This window comes from Nitrosococcus watsonii C-113 (assembly GCF_000143085.1).
Lineage (GTDB): Bacteria > Pseudomonadota > Gammaproteobacteria > Nitrosococcales > Nitrosococcaceae > Nitrosococcus > Nitrosococcus watsonii.
The window spans coordinates 201,996-219,095 of sequence record NC_014315.1 but is presented as its reverse complement, the minus strand read 5'-3'; the positions used below and the strand labels follow the sequence as shown (position 1 = coordinate 219,095).

At 52.9% G+C, this 17,100-nt stretch carries 18 protein-coding genes; 2 read left to right on the top strand and 16 right to left on the bottom strand.

The window, feature by feature from the left end; translation table 11 throughout:
- Positions 1–12: 12 nt before the first annotated feature.
- From ureG to NWAT_RS00995, 10 genes are all read right to left on the bottom strand, one after another.
- A complete protein-coding gene (gene ureG, locus NWAT_RS01035) occupies positions 13–624 on the bottom strand; it encodes an urease accessory protein UreG (RefSeq protein WP_013219295.1) in 612 nt (203 codons plus the stop codon).
- A gap of 14 nt (positions 625–638) precedes the next feature.
- Positions 639–1,313: an urease accessory protein UreF gene (locus tag NWAT_RS01030; protein WP_013219294.1), complete on the bottom strand. Its 675-nt coding sequence runs from the start codon at positions 1,311–1,313 to the stop codon at positions 639–641.
- A complete protein-coding gene (gene ureE / locus NWAT_RS01025; RefSeq protein ID WP_013219293.1) occupies positions 1,310–1,813 on the bottom strand; it encodes an urease accessory protein UreE in 504 nt (167 codons plus the stop codon). The genes NWAT_RS01030 and ureE overlap by 4 nt, the downstream gene beginning before the upstream one ends.
- Before the next feature lie 18 nt (positions 1,814–1,831).
- Entirely contained in the window at positions 1,832–3,532 is a 1,701-nt protein-coding gene (gene ureC, locus NWAT_RS01020; RefSeq protein WP_013219292.1) for an urease subunit alpha, read from the bottom strand.
- Positions 3,529–3,834, bottom strand: a complete 306-nt coding sequence (locus NWAT_RS01015; protein WP_013219291.1) for an urease subunit beta — start codon at positions 3,832–3,834, stop codon at positions 3,529–3,531. Before NWAT_RS01015 ends, ureC begins: the two co-directional genes overlap by 4 nt.
- 30 nt (positions 3,835–3,864) lie before the next feature.
- Positions 3,865–4,167 (bottom strand): urease subunit gamma, encoded by a 303-nt coding sequence (gene ureA / locus NWAT_RS01010; protein WP_013219290.1) that lies wholly within the window; start codon positions 4,165–4,167, stop codon positions 3,865–3,867.
- A gap of 17 nt (positions 4,168–4,184) precedes the next feature.
- The gene (locus NWAT_RS01005) at positions 4,185–5,075 is read right to left on the bottom strand and encodes an urease accessory protein UreD (RefSeq protein ID WP_013219289.1); all 891 of its coding nucleotides are present in this window, start codon (positions 5,073–5,075) and stop codon (positions 4,185–4,187) included.
- Positions 5,076–5,151: 76 nt separating this feature from the next.
- The gene (gene yut / locus NWAT_RS01000) at positions 5,152–6,252 is read right to left on the bottom strand and encodes an urea transporter (protein ID WP_232420174.1); all 1,101 of its coding nucleotides are present in this window, start codon (positions 6,250–6,252) and stop codon (positions 5,152–5,154) included.
- Positions 6,253–6,636: 384 nt separating this feature from the next.
- Positions 6,637–6,786, bottom strand: a complete 150-nt coding sequence (locus tag NWAT_RS15845) for a metallothionein (RefSeq protein ID WP_231561856.1) — start codon at positions 6,784–6,786, stop codon at positions 6,637–6,639.
- 109 nt (positions 6,787–6,895) lie between these two features.
- Complete coding sequence (locus NWAT_RS00995) at positions 6,896–7,165, bottom strand: hypothetical protein (RefSeq protein ID WP_013219287.1); 270 nt, start codon at positions 7,163–7,165, stop codon at positions 6,896–6,898.
- A gap of 580 nt (positions 7,166–7,745) precedes the next feature.
- Here NWAT_RS00995 and NWAT_RS00990 point away from each other — a divergent pair.
- Positions 7,746–8,942, top strand: a complete 1,197-nt coding sequence (locus NWAT_RS00990; RefSeq protein ID WP_013219286.1) for a hypothetical protein — start codon at positions 7,746–7,748, stop codon at positions 8,940–8,942.
- Here NWAT_RS00990 and NWAT_RS00985 read toward each other — a convergent pair.
- A complete protein-coding gene (locus tag NWAT_RS00985; protein ID WP_013219285.1) occupies positions 8,939–9,217 on the bottom strand; it encodes a hypothetical protein in 279 nt (92 codons plus the stop codon). The two genes, NWAT_RS00990 and NWAT_RS00985, sit on opposite strands and share 4 nt — an antisense overlap.
- A gap of 110 nt (positions 9,218–9,327) precedes the next feature.
- Between NWAT_RS00985 and NWAT_RS00980 the strand changes: the two genes are divergently transcribed.
- Positions 9,328–9,639: a site-specific integrase gene (locus tag NWAT_RS00980; RefSeq protein WP_041350374.1), complete on the top strand. Its 312-nt coding sequence runs from the start codon at positions 9,328–9,330 to the stop codon at positions 9,637–9,639.
- Between the two features lie 134 nt (positions 9,640–9,773).
- Here NWAT_RS00980 and NWAT_RS00975 read toward each other — a convergent pair whose 3' ends face one another.
- The 5 genes from NWAT_RS00975 to NWAT_RS00955 are packed head-to-tail and all read right to left on the bottom strand — an operon-like array spanning position 9,774 to position 17,077.
- Entirely contained in the window at positions 9,774–12,767 is a 2,994-nt protein-coding gene (locus NWAT_RS00975) for a type I restriction endonuclease subunit R (protein WP_013219284.1), read from the bottom strand.
- Between the two features lie 20 nt (positions 12,768–12,787).
- Complete coding sequence (locus NWAT_RS00970; protein WP_013219283.1) at positions 12,788–12,973, bottom strand: hypothetical protein; 186 nt, start codon at positions 12,971–12,973, stop codon at positions 12,788–12,790.
- A complete protein-coding gene (locus NWAT_RS00965; protein WP_013219282.1) occupies positions 12,970–13,500 on the bottom strand; it encodes a zeta toxin family protein in 531 nt (176 codons plus the stop codon). Before NWAT_RS00965 ends, NWAT_RS00970 begins: the two co-directional genes overlap by 4 nt.
- Complete coding sequence (locus tag NWAT_RS00960; RefSeq protein WP_013219281.1) at positions 13,497–14,912, bottom strand: restriction endonuclease subunit S; 1,416 nt, start codon at positions 14,910–14,912, stop codon at positions 13,497–13,499. The genes NWAT_RS00965 and NWAT_RS00960 overlap by 4 nt, the downstream gene beginning before the upstream one ends.
- Positions 14,909–17,077 (bottom strand): type I restriction-modification system subunit M, encoded by a 2,169-nt coding sequence (locus NWAT_RS00955; protein WP_013219280.1) that lies wholly within the window; start codon positions 17,075–17,077, stop codon positions 14,909–14,911. Before NWAT_RS00955 ends, NWAT_RS00960 begins: the two co-directional genes overlap by 4 nt.
- Positions 17,078–17,100 lie beyond the last annotated feature (23 nt).

Below are 17,100 nucleotides of genomic sequence, written 5' to 3'. Positions count from 1 at the left end.
CTCCCTCTTAACTTAGGTTTTAAACAGACCTTGGCGCTCAATGAAATCAATGATCTGATCGAGCCCTTCCCCACTTTTTAAATTACTGAACAGAAAGGGACGCTCACCACGCATCTTGCGCGCATCCCGGTCCATGACCTCCAAGGAAGCGCCTACGAGCGGAGCTAAATCAGTCTTATTGATAATCAGCAAATCGGATTTACAAATCCCAGGACCGCCTTTACGGGGGATTTTCTCACCCGCGGCGACATCAATCACATACAGGGTTAAATCGGACAACTCAGGGCTGAAGGTCGCCGCCAAGTTGTCACCGCCGGATTCCACCAAGATCAGATCGAGACCTGAAAAACGCTGGCTAAGCTGGGCCACCGCCTCCAGATTAATAGAAGCATCTTCCCGAATCGCCGTATGAGGACAGCCACCTGTTTCCACGCCGATAATCCGCTCTGGCGCGAGCGCCTGGTGACGCACCAGAAATTGAGCGTCCTCCTCGGTATAAATATCATTGGTAACGACGGCCACATTGTAGCGATTGCGCAGGGCATTACAGAGAGAAAGGGTAAGGGTTGTCTTACCGGACCCCACCGGACCTCCTATGCCAACACGCAAAGGTTGCTTACTCATTATTAAAAAACCTCCTAGGATCGAAATAAACGAGTGTATTGAATTTCATGGTCCATAGAAGCGATCGAGAGGCCCAACGTACCGTTAGCCAACTGTTCATCAGAACATGCCAGGGCAGTCTCAAGGGCTTCATCCAGTTCTGGCAACAGCCGCGAGAGCAGCCGCTGAGCCGCCTGCTGGCCCAAAGGCAGCGCTTTCATTAACGCCGCCAGTTGGTTTTCTAGCCAGCCCCACAGCCAGGCAGCCACCGCGCTTCGGGTATCAAGATTCCAGGTCCGCGCAGCCACCGACCAGACCAAAGGTAGAGGGGGTTCCGCAAAACTCAACAGCTGATGCCGCATCGCCTCATCCAGCTCAGGCAAATCGTTTAACAATTGGACCAACGAAAAACCCATTTGCCGACTTTCCTGGTATAGCTCACGGGTTTCACGGCTGGCGACATACTCTTCCGCCCAATTAAACAGCTCCCGCCACTGCCCCTGGGCTGCTGCCTCCAACATACGGGCAAACAGAGGCGCTTCAAAACAGGCAATGTTCATGGCTAATTGGTCAGAGAGCCAGATATGGGCACTGTCGGAATCCCAGATAATACCCTGATCGATAGCACTCTCTAGCCCTTGGGAGTAGGTATAGGCGCCAATAGGTAGTTGCGGGCTTGCTAAGCGCAACAAGGGCCAAAGACTGTTCATTGGCGCTCTCCGAAATGGTGCAAGCGGGGCTGGGAATGGAATTCATCCCCCTCATGATGGCTGTGACTATGATGATGGCCTCCTCCATAAGCACCCGATTCGGGTTGATAAGGAGCGGTAACCTCAAAGACTTCCACGCCGAGACGCGTTAGCATATCCCGCAACACATAATCCGGCGGTAAACGCAGCCAGTGCGCTCCTATCTCCAAACGCACATGGCGATTGCCCAGATGATAGGCAGCCCGAACTAAAGCAAGCGAATCGGAGGAACGTACCTCCATCAATGGCTCGGGCTCAGCCTGGATGGCCAGCACCAGGCCTTCCGCCGTTCCCAAACGTTCTCCTTCTGCCAAAGGTGCGCCCCGTTCGATAAGAAAAGCGGCCTCGCGGCCATCGGGTAATTGGAAGCGCAACCGACTGCGCTCCCGCTGTTCAAAAGTAAAAGCCATCTCCACATCCGCGGGAGTATCTCTAGGCAGACGCCGCTCGAAACACAGCATAAGCTTAAAGGGTTCCTGCTAAAATAGAAAATAACGTTGAGCCATGGGCAGAACCTTAGAGGGCTCAAACCACAACAGCTGGCCATCGGCGCGCACTTGATAGTTCTGGGGGTCTACTTCTATGCGCGGCAGAGCATTATTATGGATCAGATCGCTTTTGCGCAGGCCACGAATATTTTTCACCGCCACAAGCCGTTTCTGGAGGCCCAGCTTCTCACCAATGCCTTCATCCAACCCTGCCTGGGAAACGAAGCTGACGCAGCTCGCGGTGCGGCAGCCGCCAAAACTGCCAAACATGGGGCGATAATGCACCGGTTGCGGGGTAGGAATAGAGGCATTGGGATCGCCCATGGGAGCAGTCGCAATAATACCTCCCTTTAGCACCAAACTTGGCTTGACTCCAAAAAAGGCCGGCTTCCACAGCACTAAATCCGCCAGCTTCCCTACTTCTATCGAGCCGATCTCGTGGGCTACTCCATGGGTAAGCGCCGGATTAATCGTGTACTTGGCGATATAACGCTTAATACGGAAATTATCATGGTCAGCCTTATCTTCCGGCAAAGTGCCCCGATCGCGCTTCATGACCGCTGCATTCTGCCAGGCGCGTAAAATTACCTCCCCCACTCGACCCATGGCCTGGGAGTCGGAACCATGCATACTTAACGCTCCCATATCATGCAGAGCATCCTCGGCGGAAATCGTCTCACGCCGAATACGACTCTCGGCAAAGGCTACATCTTCCGGAATGGAAGGGTCCAGATGATGACAAACCATCAACATGTCCAGGTGTTCATCTATGGTATTCGCCGTGAAGGGAGTAGTCGGGTTGGTGGAACTAGGCAGTACATTCGCCTCGCCGCAGGCCTTGATGATATCCGGCGCGTGGCCGCCCCCAGCGCCTTCCGTATGATAGGTATGAATAGTGCGGTCCTTGAAAGCGGCAATCGTATCCTCAACGAAACCGGATTCATTGAGGGTATCCGTGTGAATGGTGACCTGCACATCGAAACGCTCCGCCACGCTCAAACAATTATCAATGGCGGCTGGCGTGGTACCCCAGTCTTCATGCAACTTAAGACCGAGCACCCCCGCCCGTACCTGCTCCTCAAGGGATTGTGGTAAGCTGGCGTTGCCTTTACCTAAAAAACCCATATTTATGGGGAAAGCATCTGCCGCCTGGAGCATCCGTCCAATATTCCAGGACCCCGGCGTGCAGGTAGTCGCATTGGTGCCGGTTGCTGGGCCCGTGCCGCCGCCAATCAGAGTGGTCACCCCCGAGGTCAGCGCTTCCTCCACTAACTGGGGACAGATAAAATGCACATGACTATCAATACCTCCCGCAGTGAGGATTTTACCTTCCCCAGCAATAATTTCGGTCGCAGCCCCAATATTAATGTCTACGTTAGGCTGGGTGTCAGGGTTCCCGGCTTTGCCCAGCGCCGCGATACGGCCATCTTTGATGCCCACATCAGCCTTGATGATTCCCCAATGGTCCACAATAAGGGCATTGGTAATCACCAGGTCCATAACCTGCTCCCGGGGGAGCTGGCTTTGGCCCATGCCATCGCGGATGACCTTACCCCCACCGAATTTAACCTCATCTCCATAGGTCGTTAAATCCCGCTCCACTTTGATCCACAAATCCGTATCGGCCAAACGCACCCGGTCTCCGGTAGTGGGGCCATATGTATCCGCATAAGCTTGCCGAGAAATTTTCATAGCGCCCCCATAATTTTGCCGTTAAACCCATATACATGACGCCGCCCCGCATACTCCACCAATTCCACCGTACGGCTTTGTCCGGGTTCGAAACGCACCGCGTTACCCGCTGGGATATTCAGGCGCATCCCCCGGGTCTTATCCCGATCAAAGGACAAGGCGCCATTGGTTTCAAAAAAATGAAAATGAGATCCCACTTGGATGGGACGATCACCCGTGTTGGCTACACTGATAGAAAGCGTGCGGCGGCCTGCATTCAACTCGATATCTCCGCTCACTGCTTGTACTTCCCCTGGTATCATCGGTATAGATCCTCCTTTTTATCATTAATTTTAGGCAATAGGATGGTGGACCGTCACCAGCTTGGTGCCATCGGGAAAGGTGGCCTCCACCTGGATATCAGAAATCATTTCCGGCACTCCTTCCATGACGTCATCCCGGGTCAATAAAGTCGTGCCATGGTGCATCAGCTCCGCAACGCTCATACCCTCCCGCGCTTTCTCCAGCACGGCTGCGGAAATGTACGCTACCGCCTCTGGATAGTTGAGTTTCAAACCTCGCTCGCGGCGTCTTTCAGCTACCAAGCCCGCAGTGAAAATTAGCAACTTGTCTTTTTCCCGTGGGGTGAGTTCCATAAAACCTCCTTAATAGTTCAGGTATTCCAAATACGAGGAATAGATACAGAGCGACCCAATAAGGCGGGACGCAGTTCTTGCCACAAGGCGATAAACCAGTTGCGCGCTGCCTCGGCTTCCTCACCCAGAAAGCGTGCGACAACGAGCCCTGGAAGTTGAGTTAAACCGCCTCGACCTCCTTCGATGGGAAGGCTGCGGCAAGCGGCTAACTGTTGATCATTCAATTCTCCACTCGCGAGCAAGGTGCCCGCCACGGGATAGCCAGCAAAACCAATAGGCGATTCCAGCAATCGGCTGCCGCCAAGCAGCTGCATCCGCTCGCTCCAAAGCAAGCGGCCATTGCGGCGCAAACGAAATCGTTGATGAATCCGCCCTGAATTAAACCGCTCTCCACTGGCAGGCCGGCCAAGGGCGATAATATCCCAAGCAATTACCTTGGCATCCTCAGCCAAGTCAATAGTAGTATCCAACGCTGTCTGACAGCCTGCAAAAAAAATGGTCTCTTGGGGCAACCACTCAAGGATGCCCCCAGGCTCTGTGCTCAAGGTCAGATTTTGCCGGGCCAGCGAAACCTCGGAGCGGTACCACTTTGCTGCCCCAGGACTGGTCAACTGCGCCCAGGCATGGGAGCCCGCATGGATTTGGATATCCAAGGTATCACCCCCCGCGATTCCTCCGGGAGGATGGAGAATCAGATGTTGACAAACTGCCGATCCTTCCGGATAAAGGTGTTTTTGTACCCGCAGCGGTCCTTTGTGACGCCGCAGGACAGGCACAGTACGCATTTTCACCCGTTGATAAGCCAGTTCAAGCTTAGCAGGCCAAGTCAAAGGGAGTAGGTCAGTTTTGGCAAGACAAGCATCCGCCACTTCATGAGGCTTCTGCTTAAAAACAGCTATTTTTCTCATAGGCCGGTCGCTTCAATTCATAAAATCAGCGTATAAACCCACTGGGGACTAAAGATTTTAGGGTTCTGCGATATCCCTATTCCCTTTGATCCTCCAACGGCTTTTCTGGACTCGGCTGATGCGACGAAGCGGGCCTTTTTTCAGTGTCCGTCTCAATTTCCTGGGCCGCAAAGCGAGCCAAGTTAGCTTCCGGGGTAAGGGCTTCCGCCGGCAGGATATACCTTAACCTGCCAACACTCATCGCTCCGAGCAGCAGCGCCCAGGTAACGATGACGAAGGGGAAAGTGTACACTGGAAATTCCAGGTGATAGAGGGCAAGCCCAACCGCCAAACTCACCCAAACAGTGACTACCACGCCAAACAAAGCATAGAGGCCAGAACTAATAGTAAAACGAACAAATAAGACAACCGCTAATGCGGTTAAAATCGGATTATAACTGTGAAGCCCTAGTCGAATACTCTCCTCGGTCACACCAAATAGCATGGCTGCCGTAATAGACAGCAACGCTGCTAGAAAACCCATGATTGCGCTGATACGGGAATTAATGAGAATCCCCAGTAAAATTAGATATCCGGCAATGGCGCTGTCTTGCAAAAAAATCTCACTGAATCCCTTGCCAATGCCAATGTACCAGGTTTCTAAAGCATACTGCCGGTATTCTTCTATGCGGTGGCCAATCTCAGGTTGAAAAAGTTGGTAGGCATAGCTCTCCAAAGCGCCCGGCGTTTCAAGCTTGACGGTATGCTCAACCGAACCCACAAATATCCAAGCACATAACACAAAGGGCATGGTCAAAGCAGGCATGTTCCAAGGAGAAAGAAATCTGCTTAGCGCCATCATCACCACCGTTGAGAAAGCTGAGCCCATCACAACCAGAGACCATATCTTCCAAACGGGCAGATCACCCAGGGTGACGTTATGACTACTATAAAGACTGATCGCGATCCCTACCAAAACGCCATTAAAACCCAACAGCCCAGCGCCAATAAGATCTTTGTCAACCTTTAATAAAACTGCAGTCAGAGTGCTGACGATCACGCCCACTAACGCTGCTGCCCCCGCCGTTAAAGAGGCAAAAAAAAGGCCGGTTAGAATAACCAGCCCTGAGATAGGATTGTTCTGAAATACAACTTGCCCAACGCCTCGCAACAAAACGCTGACAGCATTTATTATCATTTTTAATGATTGCATAGCATGGCCTTCACACTCTATATACCCTCACACTTTCGTAGCTTATACTTTATAGCTTATGCTTTTAGTTTTTGTAAAGCGCTCTCTCCAAATTGTAAATTATGCAGCGTAAGATTCTGCCCCGCTCCTCGGATAAGTATCGCCTCGCTACCAGCACTTACTAGGGGCATTTAAATAAAAGTAATGAGGCCAGATAATAGAATAAAATATTACAGGGGGGGCAGTAGAGAAAAACTTAAAAGACTGCTATTTCCCCCATACCCTGCTCTGCCTCCGCAGTTCTTTATATAATTCACGAACTAATTTTCAATTAGAAATAATGGGATGATGAACTCGGGCTGCTGTCTATAATCTTTAGAAAACAGCTTATTATCCAGCCTGTTGGTTGCGGCAAGCACATGCGCCGTGTTCACAGCCTTGCTCCCTAGCGCACGCTTCACTACAGTATACTTGTCCGTCTTTCTTTACGCCTTCCTCAGCGGTGACGACACACGAGCAGGGAGCATGTGCGCATTTCATTGTAGAACTCTGCGTGTCAGTATTCATTTACTATAGTCTCCTCATTAATACAAGCGCCAAGGAAAAAGACTATCGAAACTAACGATAGTCTTTTTCCAACCTGGTTTTCTTATTCTTTCGGCATGTCTACATCTACGTCAGGTACTTCTATCTCCTTTGTTTCAGTATCCACGTCCACATCAGGAACTTCTATCTGTTTTTTCTCGGTGCCCACGTCCACATCTGGAGTATCCACATCATATTTTGGCATTTGGCCCGACTCTGTTTGGATATCAACATCTGGCATCTCACCTTCTTGCGTTTTATCTACATCACAACCTGCTAGCGCAAACGAAAACGCTAATAATAACGCGCTTATACTCAAGTTTTTATAAATCATAATACCTCCTGTGGCATTTTATTTTTACTACGTTTTACTTTTCCTTAACCCTGACGGCAATATTTTTGAGTTCTACTAAAAGCACTCCACATTAATACTAGTACAAGTTAAATTAGCCTGCATTAATATTTTTACTATCAACCTAATAAATATTACAACTTCATTGTCAAATTTGCGTTTTTATTAGAACCATCAATGCGCTAAATTGAATCCGATTGCGACCTGATAGAATGCCCCCCAGCATTTGCTCTATACGCTACAAGAAGCACATTTAATTCACACATTACAATTGTGTGTTAATTGGATAGATCTAAACCAGTCTCGCCACTTTGACAAGGTAGATATTAATCATTTATGTTAATTTATACTGCCCGCGCAAATAAGGACATTCTGCTTAAGCACAGCAGGAAAGGTCAATTAGAACTTTGGGGAAGGGAAAAAGTTAAAGTATAAGGAGAGGCGTTTGAGTGTCGTTGCTTAACCTCTTTTTTGGAAATTCCATATTAATTGTTTTACCTAATGTTAGCATGGATAAAATATTATAATGGTTATAGCTTATTTGAATAGACGTTAGCTTGAGATGGCTTCTAACTTACAATCTTACTCTCTAAACACAATAGAATTAGGATGGCTGATTATTAATGAGATGGAGTCCGTAGAAGAAATTTCTATCTCTCAAGGACGGGCTCAAATGCTCCAATACCTGCAACAGCACTTTCCTCAATTTGAATGGCGGATGCCCGTCATTAAACGGACCGAACAGCCTCACGGCACCCTGGAAGCCCCCACCGATTTACTGCAAAAAGGCGAGCATGAGCGGGAAATACGGCGCTGGGATTATGCTTTTGTAGTCACTCGCGCTGATTTAAAAAGCTATTATAAGCCTTTCGCTTTGGCAATACCCTCCCGGGCCATAAACGTGGCGGTGCTCTCCACCGCCCGGCTTGCTTTTCACTCGACCGATGATATAAATAACACAGTCATGAGCCAGCAAATTTTTGCTTTGGGAATGCACTTACTGGGTGATTTAAATGATTTACCCCATAGAGATGATCCGAAGGGATTTATGTATTCTCCCCACATCATCCGTGACTTAGAGAGAATGACAAGCTATTCAGAAAAAGAGCAAGCACAACTTGCTGAAGCTTTTGCAGAGGTAGGAGACATTCGTTTAGAAGAACAATCTCAAGCCGGCAAAACACGGCCATGGCTTTTCTATCTTAAAGTCCTCGGAAGGAGTCGCGGCGATATTGCCAGCGCTGTCATACAAGCTAAGCCTTGGCAGTTTCCTTTTCGATTAAGCCGTTTAACAGCAGCAGCTATCTCTACTTTGCTTGTCCTGATCATCACGGCTGAAGTTTGGGAACTAGGCATGAGCCAACCGCCGCTGCTTGTCACTGGGCTTTCATTGCTGGCATTGACTGGCACCAGCCTGTTTATTCTAAAACGGCAACAATTATTGCTGCATCGGGGCAAACGCGCATTAACCGAACAAACGGTCATTACCAACCTTGCCATTACCATGGTGGTGGTCCTAGGAATGACGACCACTTACCTGGTGTTATTTCTGCTAGTATTACTCTTAGGGAAGATCTTCTATAATCCCCTCTTGCTTCAAGGATGGGCCGCCTCTCTGGAAGGCCATATTTATCTCCGGCACTATTTAGTGCTATCGGGGTTTATCGCTTCCTTAGGAATAATGATGGGCTCGCTAGGTGCTTCCTTTGAAGGCCAGCGTTATTTTCGCCATGTCACCTATGTAGACGAGGAAATTTAAGGAACGCTGTCTCTCCCCTTCATCCATAAAATAAAAGCAGCCGGCACATGCGCGGCGCCAAAACCATTAAGAAAAGCTAGCACTGGAGGCATACTTGCACTTCCTTGATAACGGCTTACCGAAACAAAACCCACACCCACGCCTACCACCACCAGCATCAAGCGGACCACCCAGCTTTGGGTGGTATTCGTAGCATGAAAGGGGATGCGGTACTGGGCATAAACTACCGCGCCCACCATGGCTAAAGTCCAAATCAATATCCCTACTATACTCATAGCAATCTGCTTCTCCTGACTTTTAACGCCTCTTTTAAGGCTCACAATATCATTGTGCGGACTTCCGCCCTATTTGTTTGAAGTCCATCGCCAAACAGATCAAAGATCGGATGAGAAGCGAGCCGCTTACTAACCGCACAAAGGCCACGGGGACTCTTTTGCTAGCGGGCGGTAACTGGACGCCCCACGATTTGCGCCGCACCGGTGCAACCATGATGGGGGAATTGGGCGTCATTGGTGAAGTCATTGAGCGGTGTATCAATCATGTAGAACAGAATAAGCTAAGGCGCATCTATCAACGCCATGATCTAAGAGCCGAACAGCAACAGGCGTGGCACTTACTCGGTAACAGGCTTTCTCTCCTTCTGGCATCCGAGGATCGCAAAAACGTCGTTGTGGATCGTTTCGCCAACATGGCATAAATAATTGAGCGGGCAGGGAGTTAGGCTCGTGTATTGCCCAATCAGCCAAAAATTTTCAAGCAGTAAGGAAAAGTAACAAAGCCGGAACCAGGGCCACAGGGTGGGTTGCAGAGATTGCAGAAACCCTTCCCGAATCAAGGTGCGTTTTGGTAGGTCGCGCCGAAGATGGTATCACCCAGCCATTTCTTGAACGAGGGGTTGTCGCTGAACTGCTTGTACAGCTCGGTGTGATCGGCCAACAGATCGATCATGACCCGCTGCAAGGCAGCGTCGTGTTCGATCCGCGCTGTTTTCTTGTCGTTATTCTTCATGGCATTTTGGTAGGCCAGGTCCATGCTGACTTTGATCAGAATTTCTTCCGCGATGACCTTGCGGATCTTGTCGGCATCCTTCCATTCAATATTGCCGAACTGGTCGTTGAACGCCTTGATGATGTTACTGAGTTGATCCAGTTCAGGTTCCGACTTGCGGCCACCGCCGCTGGTCGGCACGGGACCGATCTCTACCTCCTGATCCGCAAGACCAATTTTTAAACTGGATCTCGCCTCGACCCGGTAGCTGTCCATATCCACGGTTTCCAAAATACCCCAAGACAGATCTTCCTCCCTGGGCGCAGGGAGTTTGGGGATTAGGAAATTCAGCAATATCGACAGCTTTTCCCAGCCGGCATTGGAGTACGGCAGGATGGAGGCCAAAAAACCGTAGGTACGCACGAAGGATTTGGCCTTGCCCTTGAAATCCACCTGGCCGTCTTCATCCAGATCCGCATTGTAAGTGGTCGCACAAACGTCCAGGATCGGATCAAGCTGGTCCCGGTCTGCGCCGCTCAGATAGCGCCCTACCAAATCGTCGATTTGCGCCTGGGAATAAACCTGATAGTCATCTAGATCGGACTTGAGGTCGTGGAGCTTGTTGGGATCGGTCTCATCGCTGAGGAGCGTGGCGCGATAGTAGGGCTCGAACGACTGCTGAATAGTATCCGAATCATTGCAAAAATCCAGGACAAAGGTGTCATGCTTTTGCGGGTGGGCGCGGTTCAGGCGCGAGAGCGTCTGCACCGCCTTGATGCCGGAGAGCGCCTTGTCCACGTACAGGGTGTGAAGCAGCGGCTCATCATAACCGGTCTGATATTTATCAGCGACGATCAAGAAGCGATAGGGGTCCTGTTGAATTTTGTCTGGAATCTGGCTGCCGGGGAAGCCGTTCAAGGCCGCTTCGGTCACTTTCTTGCCGCCGTATTGAGGAGCGCCTTGCAGGCGTCCGCCCCCGCTCCAGGCGGGGTCGTCATGCTCACCAGAAAAAGCCACGATAGGCGCATAAGGGCTCTTGCGCTCCTTCAGGTAGTCCTTGAAGGCGTGGAAATACTGTATAGCCCGCTCAATGCCGTGGGTGACTACCATGGCCCGAGCCTGGCCACCGATCTTGCGGTGGCCAATCACTTGGGCGTGGAAATGGTCCACCATAATTTCGGCCTTTGCACGAACAGCATGCGCATGGGATTCCACATAGCGGCGCAGCTCCTTCTGGGCCTTGTTGGCATCGAACAATGGATCGTCCTCCACCGCTTTGACCAGCTGATAGTAACTCTCCACCGGCGTGTAATGCTTCAATACATCCAGAATGAACCCCTCCTGGATGGCCTGCTTCATGGTGTAACTGTGGAACGGGGAGTGCTTCACCGTGCCGTCGGGCTGGGGGTCCGGCTCGCCGAAAATCTCCAGGGTCTTGTTCTTGGGGGTCGCGGTAAAGGCGAAATAGCTGGCGTTGGTCACCATTTTCCGGCTTTCCATGATCTGGTTGATCTTGTCCTCGACTGAAGCCATTTCATCACCGTAGGGTGCGGTCTCCTCCAGCACGCGGTTCATAGCAGCGGTGGTCTTGCCGCCCTGACTGGAGTGGGCTTCGTCAATGACGATGGCGAACTTGGCTCCGCGGTGCTCGTCGCCGATCTCATCGAGGATGAACGGAAACTTCTGGACCGTGGTAATGATGATTTTCTTCCCCACCTTGAGGAATTTGCGCAAATCGCCGGAGTGTTCCGCGTGGCCCACCGTGGCCGAGACCTGGACGAACTGCTTGATAGTGTCGCGGATTTGCTTGTCCAGCACCCGCCGGTCGGTGACCACGATGACCGAATCGAACAACGCCCTGCCCCCCTGCTCCAGCCCCACAAGCTGATGCGCCAGCCAGGCGATGGAGTTGCTCTTGCCGCTGCCTGCCGAGTGCTGGATCAGATACCGTTTGCCGACACCGCTCTTCCGAGCATGGGCCAGCAGCCTCCGCACCACCTTCAATTGGTGGTAGCGGGGAAAAATCTGCTTGTCCTTTTTTTTGCCGGTTTTTTCGTCCTTTTCCTCCACCACCTGGGCATAGTTTTCTAGGATGTCCACCAAGCCCTCCTTGGTGAGAATTTCCTTCCACAGGTAATCGGTGGCCAGCCCATGAGGGTTGGGCGGGTTGCCCGCACCGTCGTTGTAGCCCTTGTTGAAGGGCAGAAACCACGAGCCCTTGCCCTTGAGGTGGGTACACATCCGTACCTCGTGGTCGTCCATGGCAAAATGCACAACGCAGCGACCAAATTGAAAGAGCGGTTCCTTCGGGTCCCGGTCCCGCTGGTACTGCTGAACGGCATCAAGGACCGTCTGCTTGGTGAGCTTGTTCTTAAGTTCGAAGGTGGCGATAGGCAGACCGTTGATGAACACCGCCAGGTCGAGGGAGAGCGCGGTACCAACGCGGCTGTAGCGGAGCTGACGGGTGACGCTGAAGAGATTGGCCGCGAACCGCTCGGCGGCCTTCACATTGCCCGGCGTTGGGGTGCCGTAGAAGAGATCTATATGGGCCGGGCCATGCTTAAGGCCACCGCGCAGCACGTCGATCACGCCGCGCTTGGCGATCTCCCCTTGTAGCCGGTGCAGAAACTGGGTGCGCTTGGGGCTGTCCTGCTCGATGCCGAGATTTTCAAAGGTATCGGGCTGGGTAGCGGCAAGGAACTGCACTAGCTTGGCCCGATCAACCGCGTGTTCCCGGTCGAAATCCTGCGGATCACCCTGGACGTAGCCTGCCTCCTCCACCAAAGAGGCCACGATGGTGGACTCCAGGCCCTTTTCGCTGGTGTCAGTCGACTTCATCCGCACCACTTCCATTCATTTTATGGCCGTGCGTTCTGCCGCTCTTCCACGATGCGGCCATCCTTCCACACCACAACGCCCGCGCCCACCTCTCTGGCCCTCTGCCGGGCCTTCTCCGCTGCCCGCTTCATGGCGATTTCCGCCGCTGCCAAATCGGGATCGCGCCGCTTGTTCTTCTTGCCGGAATCGACAGGCTGATGACTCATGATTTCACTCCTTCCTCAATAAGCACGGGTTCACTACCGGAATTGTCGTATAGTGCCCATTCATCGACCGCTGGTTTGTAGAGATTCTCGAAATGACGCAGCCCCGCCGTAAAACGCCGCCGAATGACCGGCTCGGGGATGTTGTGGCCGCCCTCGCGCACCCGCTGCCGAACCCGGGCAATGGCCAGTTCCGGCGAGGCAAGCCGGAGAAAAAATAGCTTGACGGTATAACCGTCCGACCGCCAGTTGGGAATCAAGCCCGCATAGCCCCGGCCGCTCAGGGTGGTCTCGAAAGCAAAACTTTCGGCTTTCCGGGCATGGTTGTGAATCTCCTCCAACATCAACCGCCCGGCGCGGAAGGCCGCCCGTTCCGGCTCGAATGGGGCCAGTCCGGCGGCGATGAGATCGGCATTGACAAAGCGCGGGCAGGCCGCCTCCTTCGGCAGGAATTCCTCGGCGAAGGTGGTCTTCCCCGCGCCGTTGGGTCCGGCAATGATGATGATTTTTTTCTCCGCCTGCCTGCTCATCCCACGGACTTCATTTCAACCCTATCATTGATCAGGTCATCGGACTCAGCGGCGTCCTCATCTAGTGCCAGAAGTTCTTCGTCAGCTACTTTCGGCACCTGGATGCCGCGCACATCCACCTGGCCGGTGACCACATCGGAAATCAGCCGGGTGCGGTATTCGCGTATTAGCTCGATCTCGCGTTGGGCGCGGGTGAGGGCTTGGTCGATCTCCGCCGACTTTTCTTGGATGTGCGCAAGAATTTCCCGCTGCTCTTCAATTGGCGGCAAACCAATTGGATAATTTTTCACAAAATCCAACGGAATCCGCTGCTGGCCAGCCGCGCCGGTCATGTATTGCTCGCCCAGCAATAAGAACTGCTTGGTCCACATGAGGAACCGGAGAAAAGCACCGTCGATGGCCTTTAAAGGGCGAAGTACAATCAGTTCCGTTGTGCCGAAACCAAAACCAGTCTCAAGCCCTTGCAGATAGGCTCCCTTCCCGTTTTCAAAGCAGGGAGTGATTTTCGCCATGACCACATCCCCGCGTCGGAAATAGGTGAAGCCACTCCAGACTTCGGACAAAGGGCGTTTTTCAGAGCAATCGATATCTCCATTGACGGAGATGTTCTCCATGGGAAGAAAGACAACCTTTTCTTCATCCGCCGAGTTCGCTCGTGTCTCAGATTTTGATGGATTAAAGCTAACCACGCGCTTGAGCTTTGTGGTCTCCCAATGCGCCGGAATATCCCCGATCCATTCCACGCCGCTGGGCTTGAGCCTGACGTTGGGATCGAGCCCCCGGGTCACGGCCTGGTTGATGACGTTCTGCTTCTGCTCCTTGAGCAGTTCGATGAGCCGTCGCTTGTTGCGGATGAATTGGTTGATCTGGGCGGTTTTCCAGTCGAGGAAGCGGGCGATTTGGGTTTGTTCTTCGGCCTCTGGGAGCAAAATTGGCATCTTGAGGAAATCATCATCCTTCAATTGATAACGAGAGCGCCATATACCCTTGGAACGAACGCGAAGCTCCCACTTGTAAGCAGCGGAGCGAAGCAAATAGTCAAAATATCTAAAGTCTGATACCCGCCTCACCCTTGGACGGTACACGCCGTATGCTGTACTGATAATTCCGTGATATTTGGAAAACCCCAGACCCTGCATCCAAGCCCAAAGGCTGTTAATGACCAAATCGCCTGGCCAACACAACTTGTAGCCTTGGTATGATGCAGCCTGAAACATAGTAACATTTACGCTTTTGCGAGAGGTCACACCATGGCGTTCAGAAACCGAAAGAAGCTCCTCGGCCCCAGTTTTAGAACGTAAATCGATAGGATAGAAAACGTTTTTAGCCCGAAAAAACCTCCATCTCCTAGGAATCTTCTCCAACCACGGCACACCCGAGTCTTTGTATTCTGGATAGGAAACCAGCTTCATCGTTCAGCCTCCCCGACAATCTGCTCCAACAATCCCTCAGTCTCCTGCTCCAGGGCGTAGATGTCGGCCTTGATCGCCTCCAGGGTGCGCATGGGCGCGGGTTTATAGAAATGGTGGGTAAAGGAAATTTCGTAGCCGATCTGGATTTTAGCGGGGTCGATCCAGGCGTCCGGGGTATAAGGCAGCACCTCGCGCCGGAAGAACGCCTCGATACCGCCTTCTTCCAGGAGCGGCACCTGCTCGCTGTCCCGTAGGGCGGTATCCGGCTCGAATTCCACCACGTGGATTTTCCCCTCACCCCCGGCCCCTCTCCCTCTAGGAGAGGGGAGTTCTATCTTGAACAGGCCGTGGATGGGATCGGGCGTCGCCTTATCCGGCCTATGAACCTTCTTGAGCACCGGCGCGGCATCCTCGCGAGTGTCGCACAGCTCGCTTTGCAGCAGCTTCTTGCGCTTGGCGGTGAGCTTGATTCCATGCGCCTTGGCGTCAGCGCCGCAGGCATCCATGAAGGCGTTGAAATCAAGGTGCGGGCCAGCACCCAGGACTCCGGCCACGCGGCGGGCCAGGTTGGCCAGCGGTTCTTCCTTGGACTTGGCGCAGGTCCGCTCGAACCGTTCCAGCCGGGCTGGGCTCAGGTCAACAGCAAGACGCAGCGGGCGATCCACCGTCACCTTCCAATAGCCAAAGGCTTCGTTGGGGAAGATCTTGGATTGCTCGGTCTCGACCGGAGTCACCACCAGATCGCAGATGGCGCGGATGTGCTCCTCGGTGAGTTCTCGATTCTTTTTGCCAAGGTTGCGGCGCAGCGGCACGAACCATTCGCTGGCGTCGATGAGCTGCACCTTGCCCCGCCGCTTCTCGCGCTTGCGGTTGGTCAGCACCCAGATGTAGGTGGCGATGCCGGTGTTGTAGAACATGTTCTCCGGCAGGGCGATGATGGCCTCCAGCCAATCGTTTTCGATGATCCAGCGGCGGATGTTGCTCTCACCCTGACCGGCGTCGCCGGTAAAAAGCGACGAGCCGTTGTGGACCTCGGCGATGCGGCTGCCAAGGCGGGTGGTGGGCTTCATCTTGGCGAGATTGTTGACCAGAAACATGAGCTGCCCATCGCTGGAGCGGGTGATCATCTTGTATGCCGGGTCGCCACCATGGTGGGTGACAAAGCGCAGGTCCTTGATGTCGTCCTTGCCGCCCAGGCGATCCACATCGGACTTCCAGCTCTTGCCATAGGGCGGATTGGAGAGCATGAAATCGAATTCCTGCGATAGGAATGGGTCGCTGCTGGAGAGTGTGGAGCCGTACTTGATATTTTCGGCTCCGCCCCCTTCACCTTTGAGCAGCAGATCGGCCTTGGCAATCGCATAGGTCTCCGGCTGCACCTCCTGGCCGAAGAGATGGATGGAGACCTCCTTGCCGTGGCTTGCGGCCAGCTCCGCCAGGCGTTCCTCCGCCACAGTGAGCATGCCGCCGGTGCCGCAGGCCCCATCATAGACAAGGTAGGTACCGGATTCGATCTCATCGGCGATTGGCAGAAAAATGAGGTCGGCCATGAGCCTGACCACATCCCGGGGCGTGAAGTGCTCACCGGCCTCTTCGTTATTCTCTTCGTTGAAGCGGCGGATCAACTCCTCGAAGATGGTGCCCATGGCATGGTTGTCGAGGGCTGGGAGCCGCTCGTTGCCGTCCATATCTTGCACCGGCCTGGGGCTGAGATTGATGCGGGTGTCCAGAAATTTATCAATGAGATGGCCCAGGATATCCGCCTCGATGAGCGTGGGGATCTGGTTGCGGAATTTGAATTTGTCGAGGATCTCCTGAACGTTGGGGGAAAAGCCGTCCAGATAGGCTTCGAAATCAGCCCTGAGCTGCTGGAGCTTGGCGCGGGATTTCAGGTCGCGCAGGGTGAAGGGCGAAACGTTGTAGAAAGCCTCGCCAGCAGCTTGGCAGAGCGCGGCATGCTGGTTGGCGATCCCAGCCTCGTCTAGCTGCGCCTTCATGACGAGCACTTTTTCCTTGGTCGGCTCCAGCAGCGCATCGAGACGGCGGATGACCGTCATCGGCAGGATAACGTCACGGTACTTGCCGCGCACATAAACATCACGCAACACGTCGTCGGCGATGCCCCAAATAAAATTGACAATGCTGTTGTGAATGGCGTGGTTCATAAACTCCCTATCTATGCCTATTT

Coding starts and splice junctions, on each gene's coding strand:
- ureG (WP_013219295.1), bottom strand. CDS start 624: ATGAGTAAGCAACCTTTGCGTGTTGGCATAGGAGGTCCGGTGGGGTCC.
- NWAT_RS01030 (WP_013219294.1), bottom strand. CDS start 1,313: ATGAACAGTCTTTGGCCCTTGTTGCGCTTAGCAAGCCCGCAACTACCT.
- ureE (WP_013219293.1), bottom strand. CDS start 1,813: ATGCTGTGTTTCGAGCGGCGTCTGCCTAGAGATACTCCCGCGGATGTG.
- ureC (WP_013219292.1), bottom strand. CDS start 3,532: ATGAAAATTTCTCGGCAAGCTTATGCGGATACATATGGCCCCACTACC.
- NWAT_RS01015 (WP_013219291.1), bottom strand. CDS start 3,834: ATGATACCAGGGGAAGTACAAGCAGTGAGCGGAGATATCGAGTTGAAT.
- ureA (WP_013219290.1), bottom strand. CDS start 4,167: ATGGAACTCACCCCACGGGAAAAAGACAAGTTGCTAATTTTCACTGCG.
- NWAT_RS01005 (WP_013219289.1), bottom strand. CDS start 5,075: ATGAGAAAAATAGCTGTTTTTAAGCAGAAGCCTCATGAAGTGGCGGAT.
- yut (WP_232420174.1), bottom strand. CDS start 6,252: ATGATAATAAATGCTGTCAGCGTTTTGTTGCGAGGCGTTGGGCAAGTT.
- NWAT_RS15845 (WP_231561856.1), bottom strand. CDS start 6,786: ATGAAATGCGCACATGCTCCCTGCTCGTGTGTCGTCACCGCTGAGGAA.
- NWAT_RS00995 (WP_013219287.1), bottom strand. CDS start 7,165: ATGATTTATAAAAACTTGAGTATAAGCGCGTTATTATTAGCGTTTTCG.
- NWAT_RS00990 (WP_013219286.1), top strand. CDS start 7,746: ATGGCTTCTAACTTACAATCTTACTCTCTAAACACAATAGAATTAGGA.
- NWAT_RS00985 (WP_013219285.1), bottom strand. CDS start 9,217: ATGAGTATAGTAGGGATATTGATTTGGACTTTAGCCATGGTGGGCGCG.
- NWAT_RS00980 (WP_041350374.1), top strand. CDS start 9,328: ATGAGAAGCGAGCCGCTTACTAACCGCACAAAGGCCACGGGGACTCTT.
- NWAT_RS00975 (WP_013219284.1), bottom strand. CDS start 12,767: ATGAAGTCGACTGACACCAGCGAAAAGGGCCTGGAGTCCACCATCGTG.
- NWAT_RS00970 (WP_013219283.1), bottom strand. CDS start 12,973: ATGAGTCATCAGCCTGTCGATTCCGGCAAGAAGAACAAGCGGCGCGAT.
- NWAT_RS00965 (WP_013219282.1), bottom strand. CDS start 13,500: ATGAGCAGGCAGGCGGAGAAAAAAATCATCATCATTGCCGGACCCAAC.
- NWAT_RS00960 (WP_013219281.1), bottom strand. CDS start 14,912: ATGAAGCTGGTTTCCTATCCAGAATACAAAGACTCGGGTGTGCCGTGG.
- NWAT_RS00955 (WP_013219280.1), bottom strand. CDS start 17,077: ATGAACCACGCCATTCACAACAGCATTGTCAATTTTATTTGGGGCATC.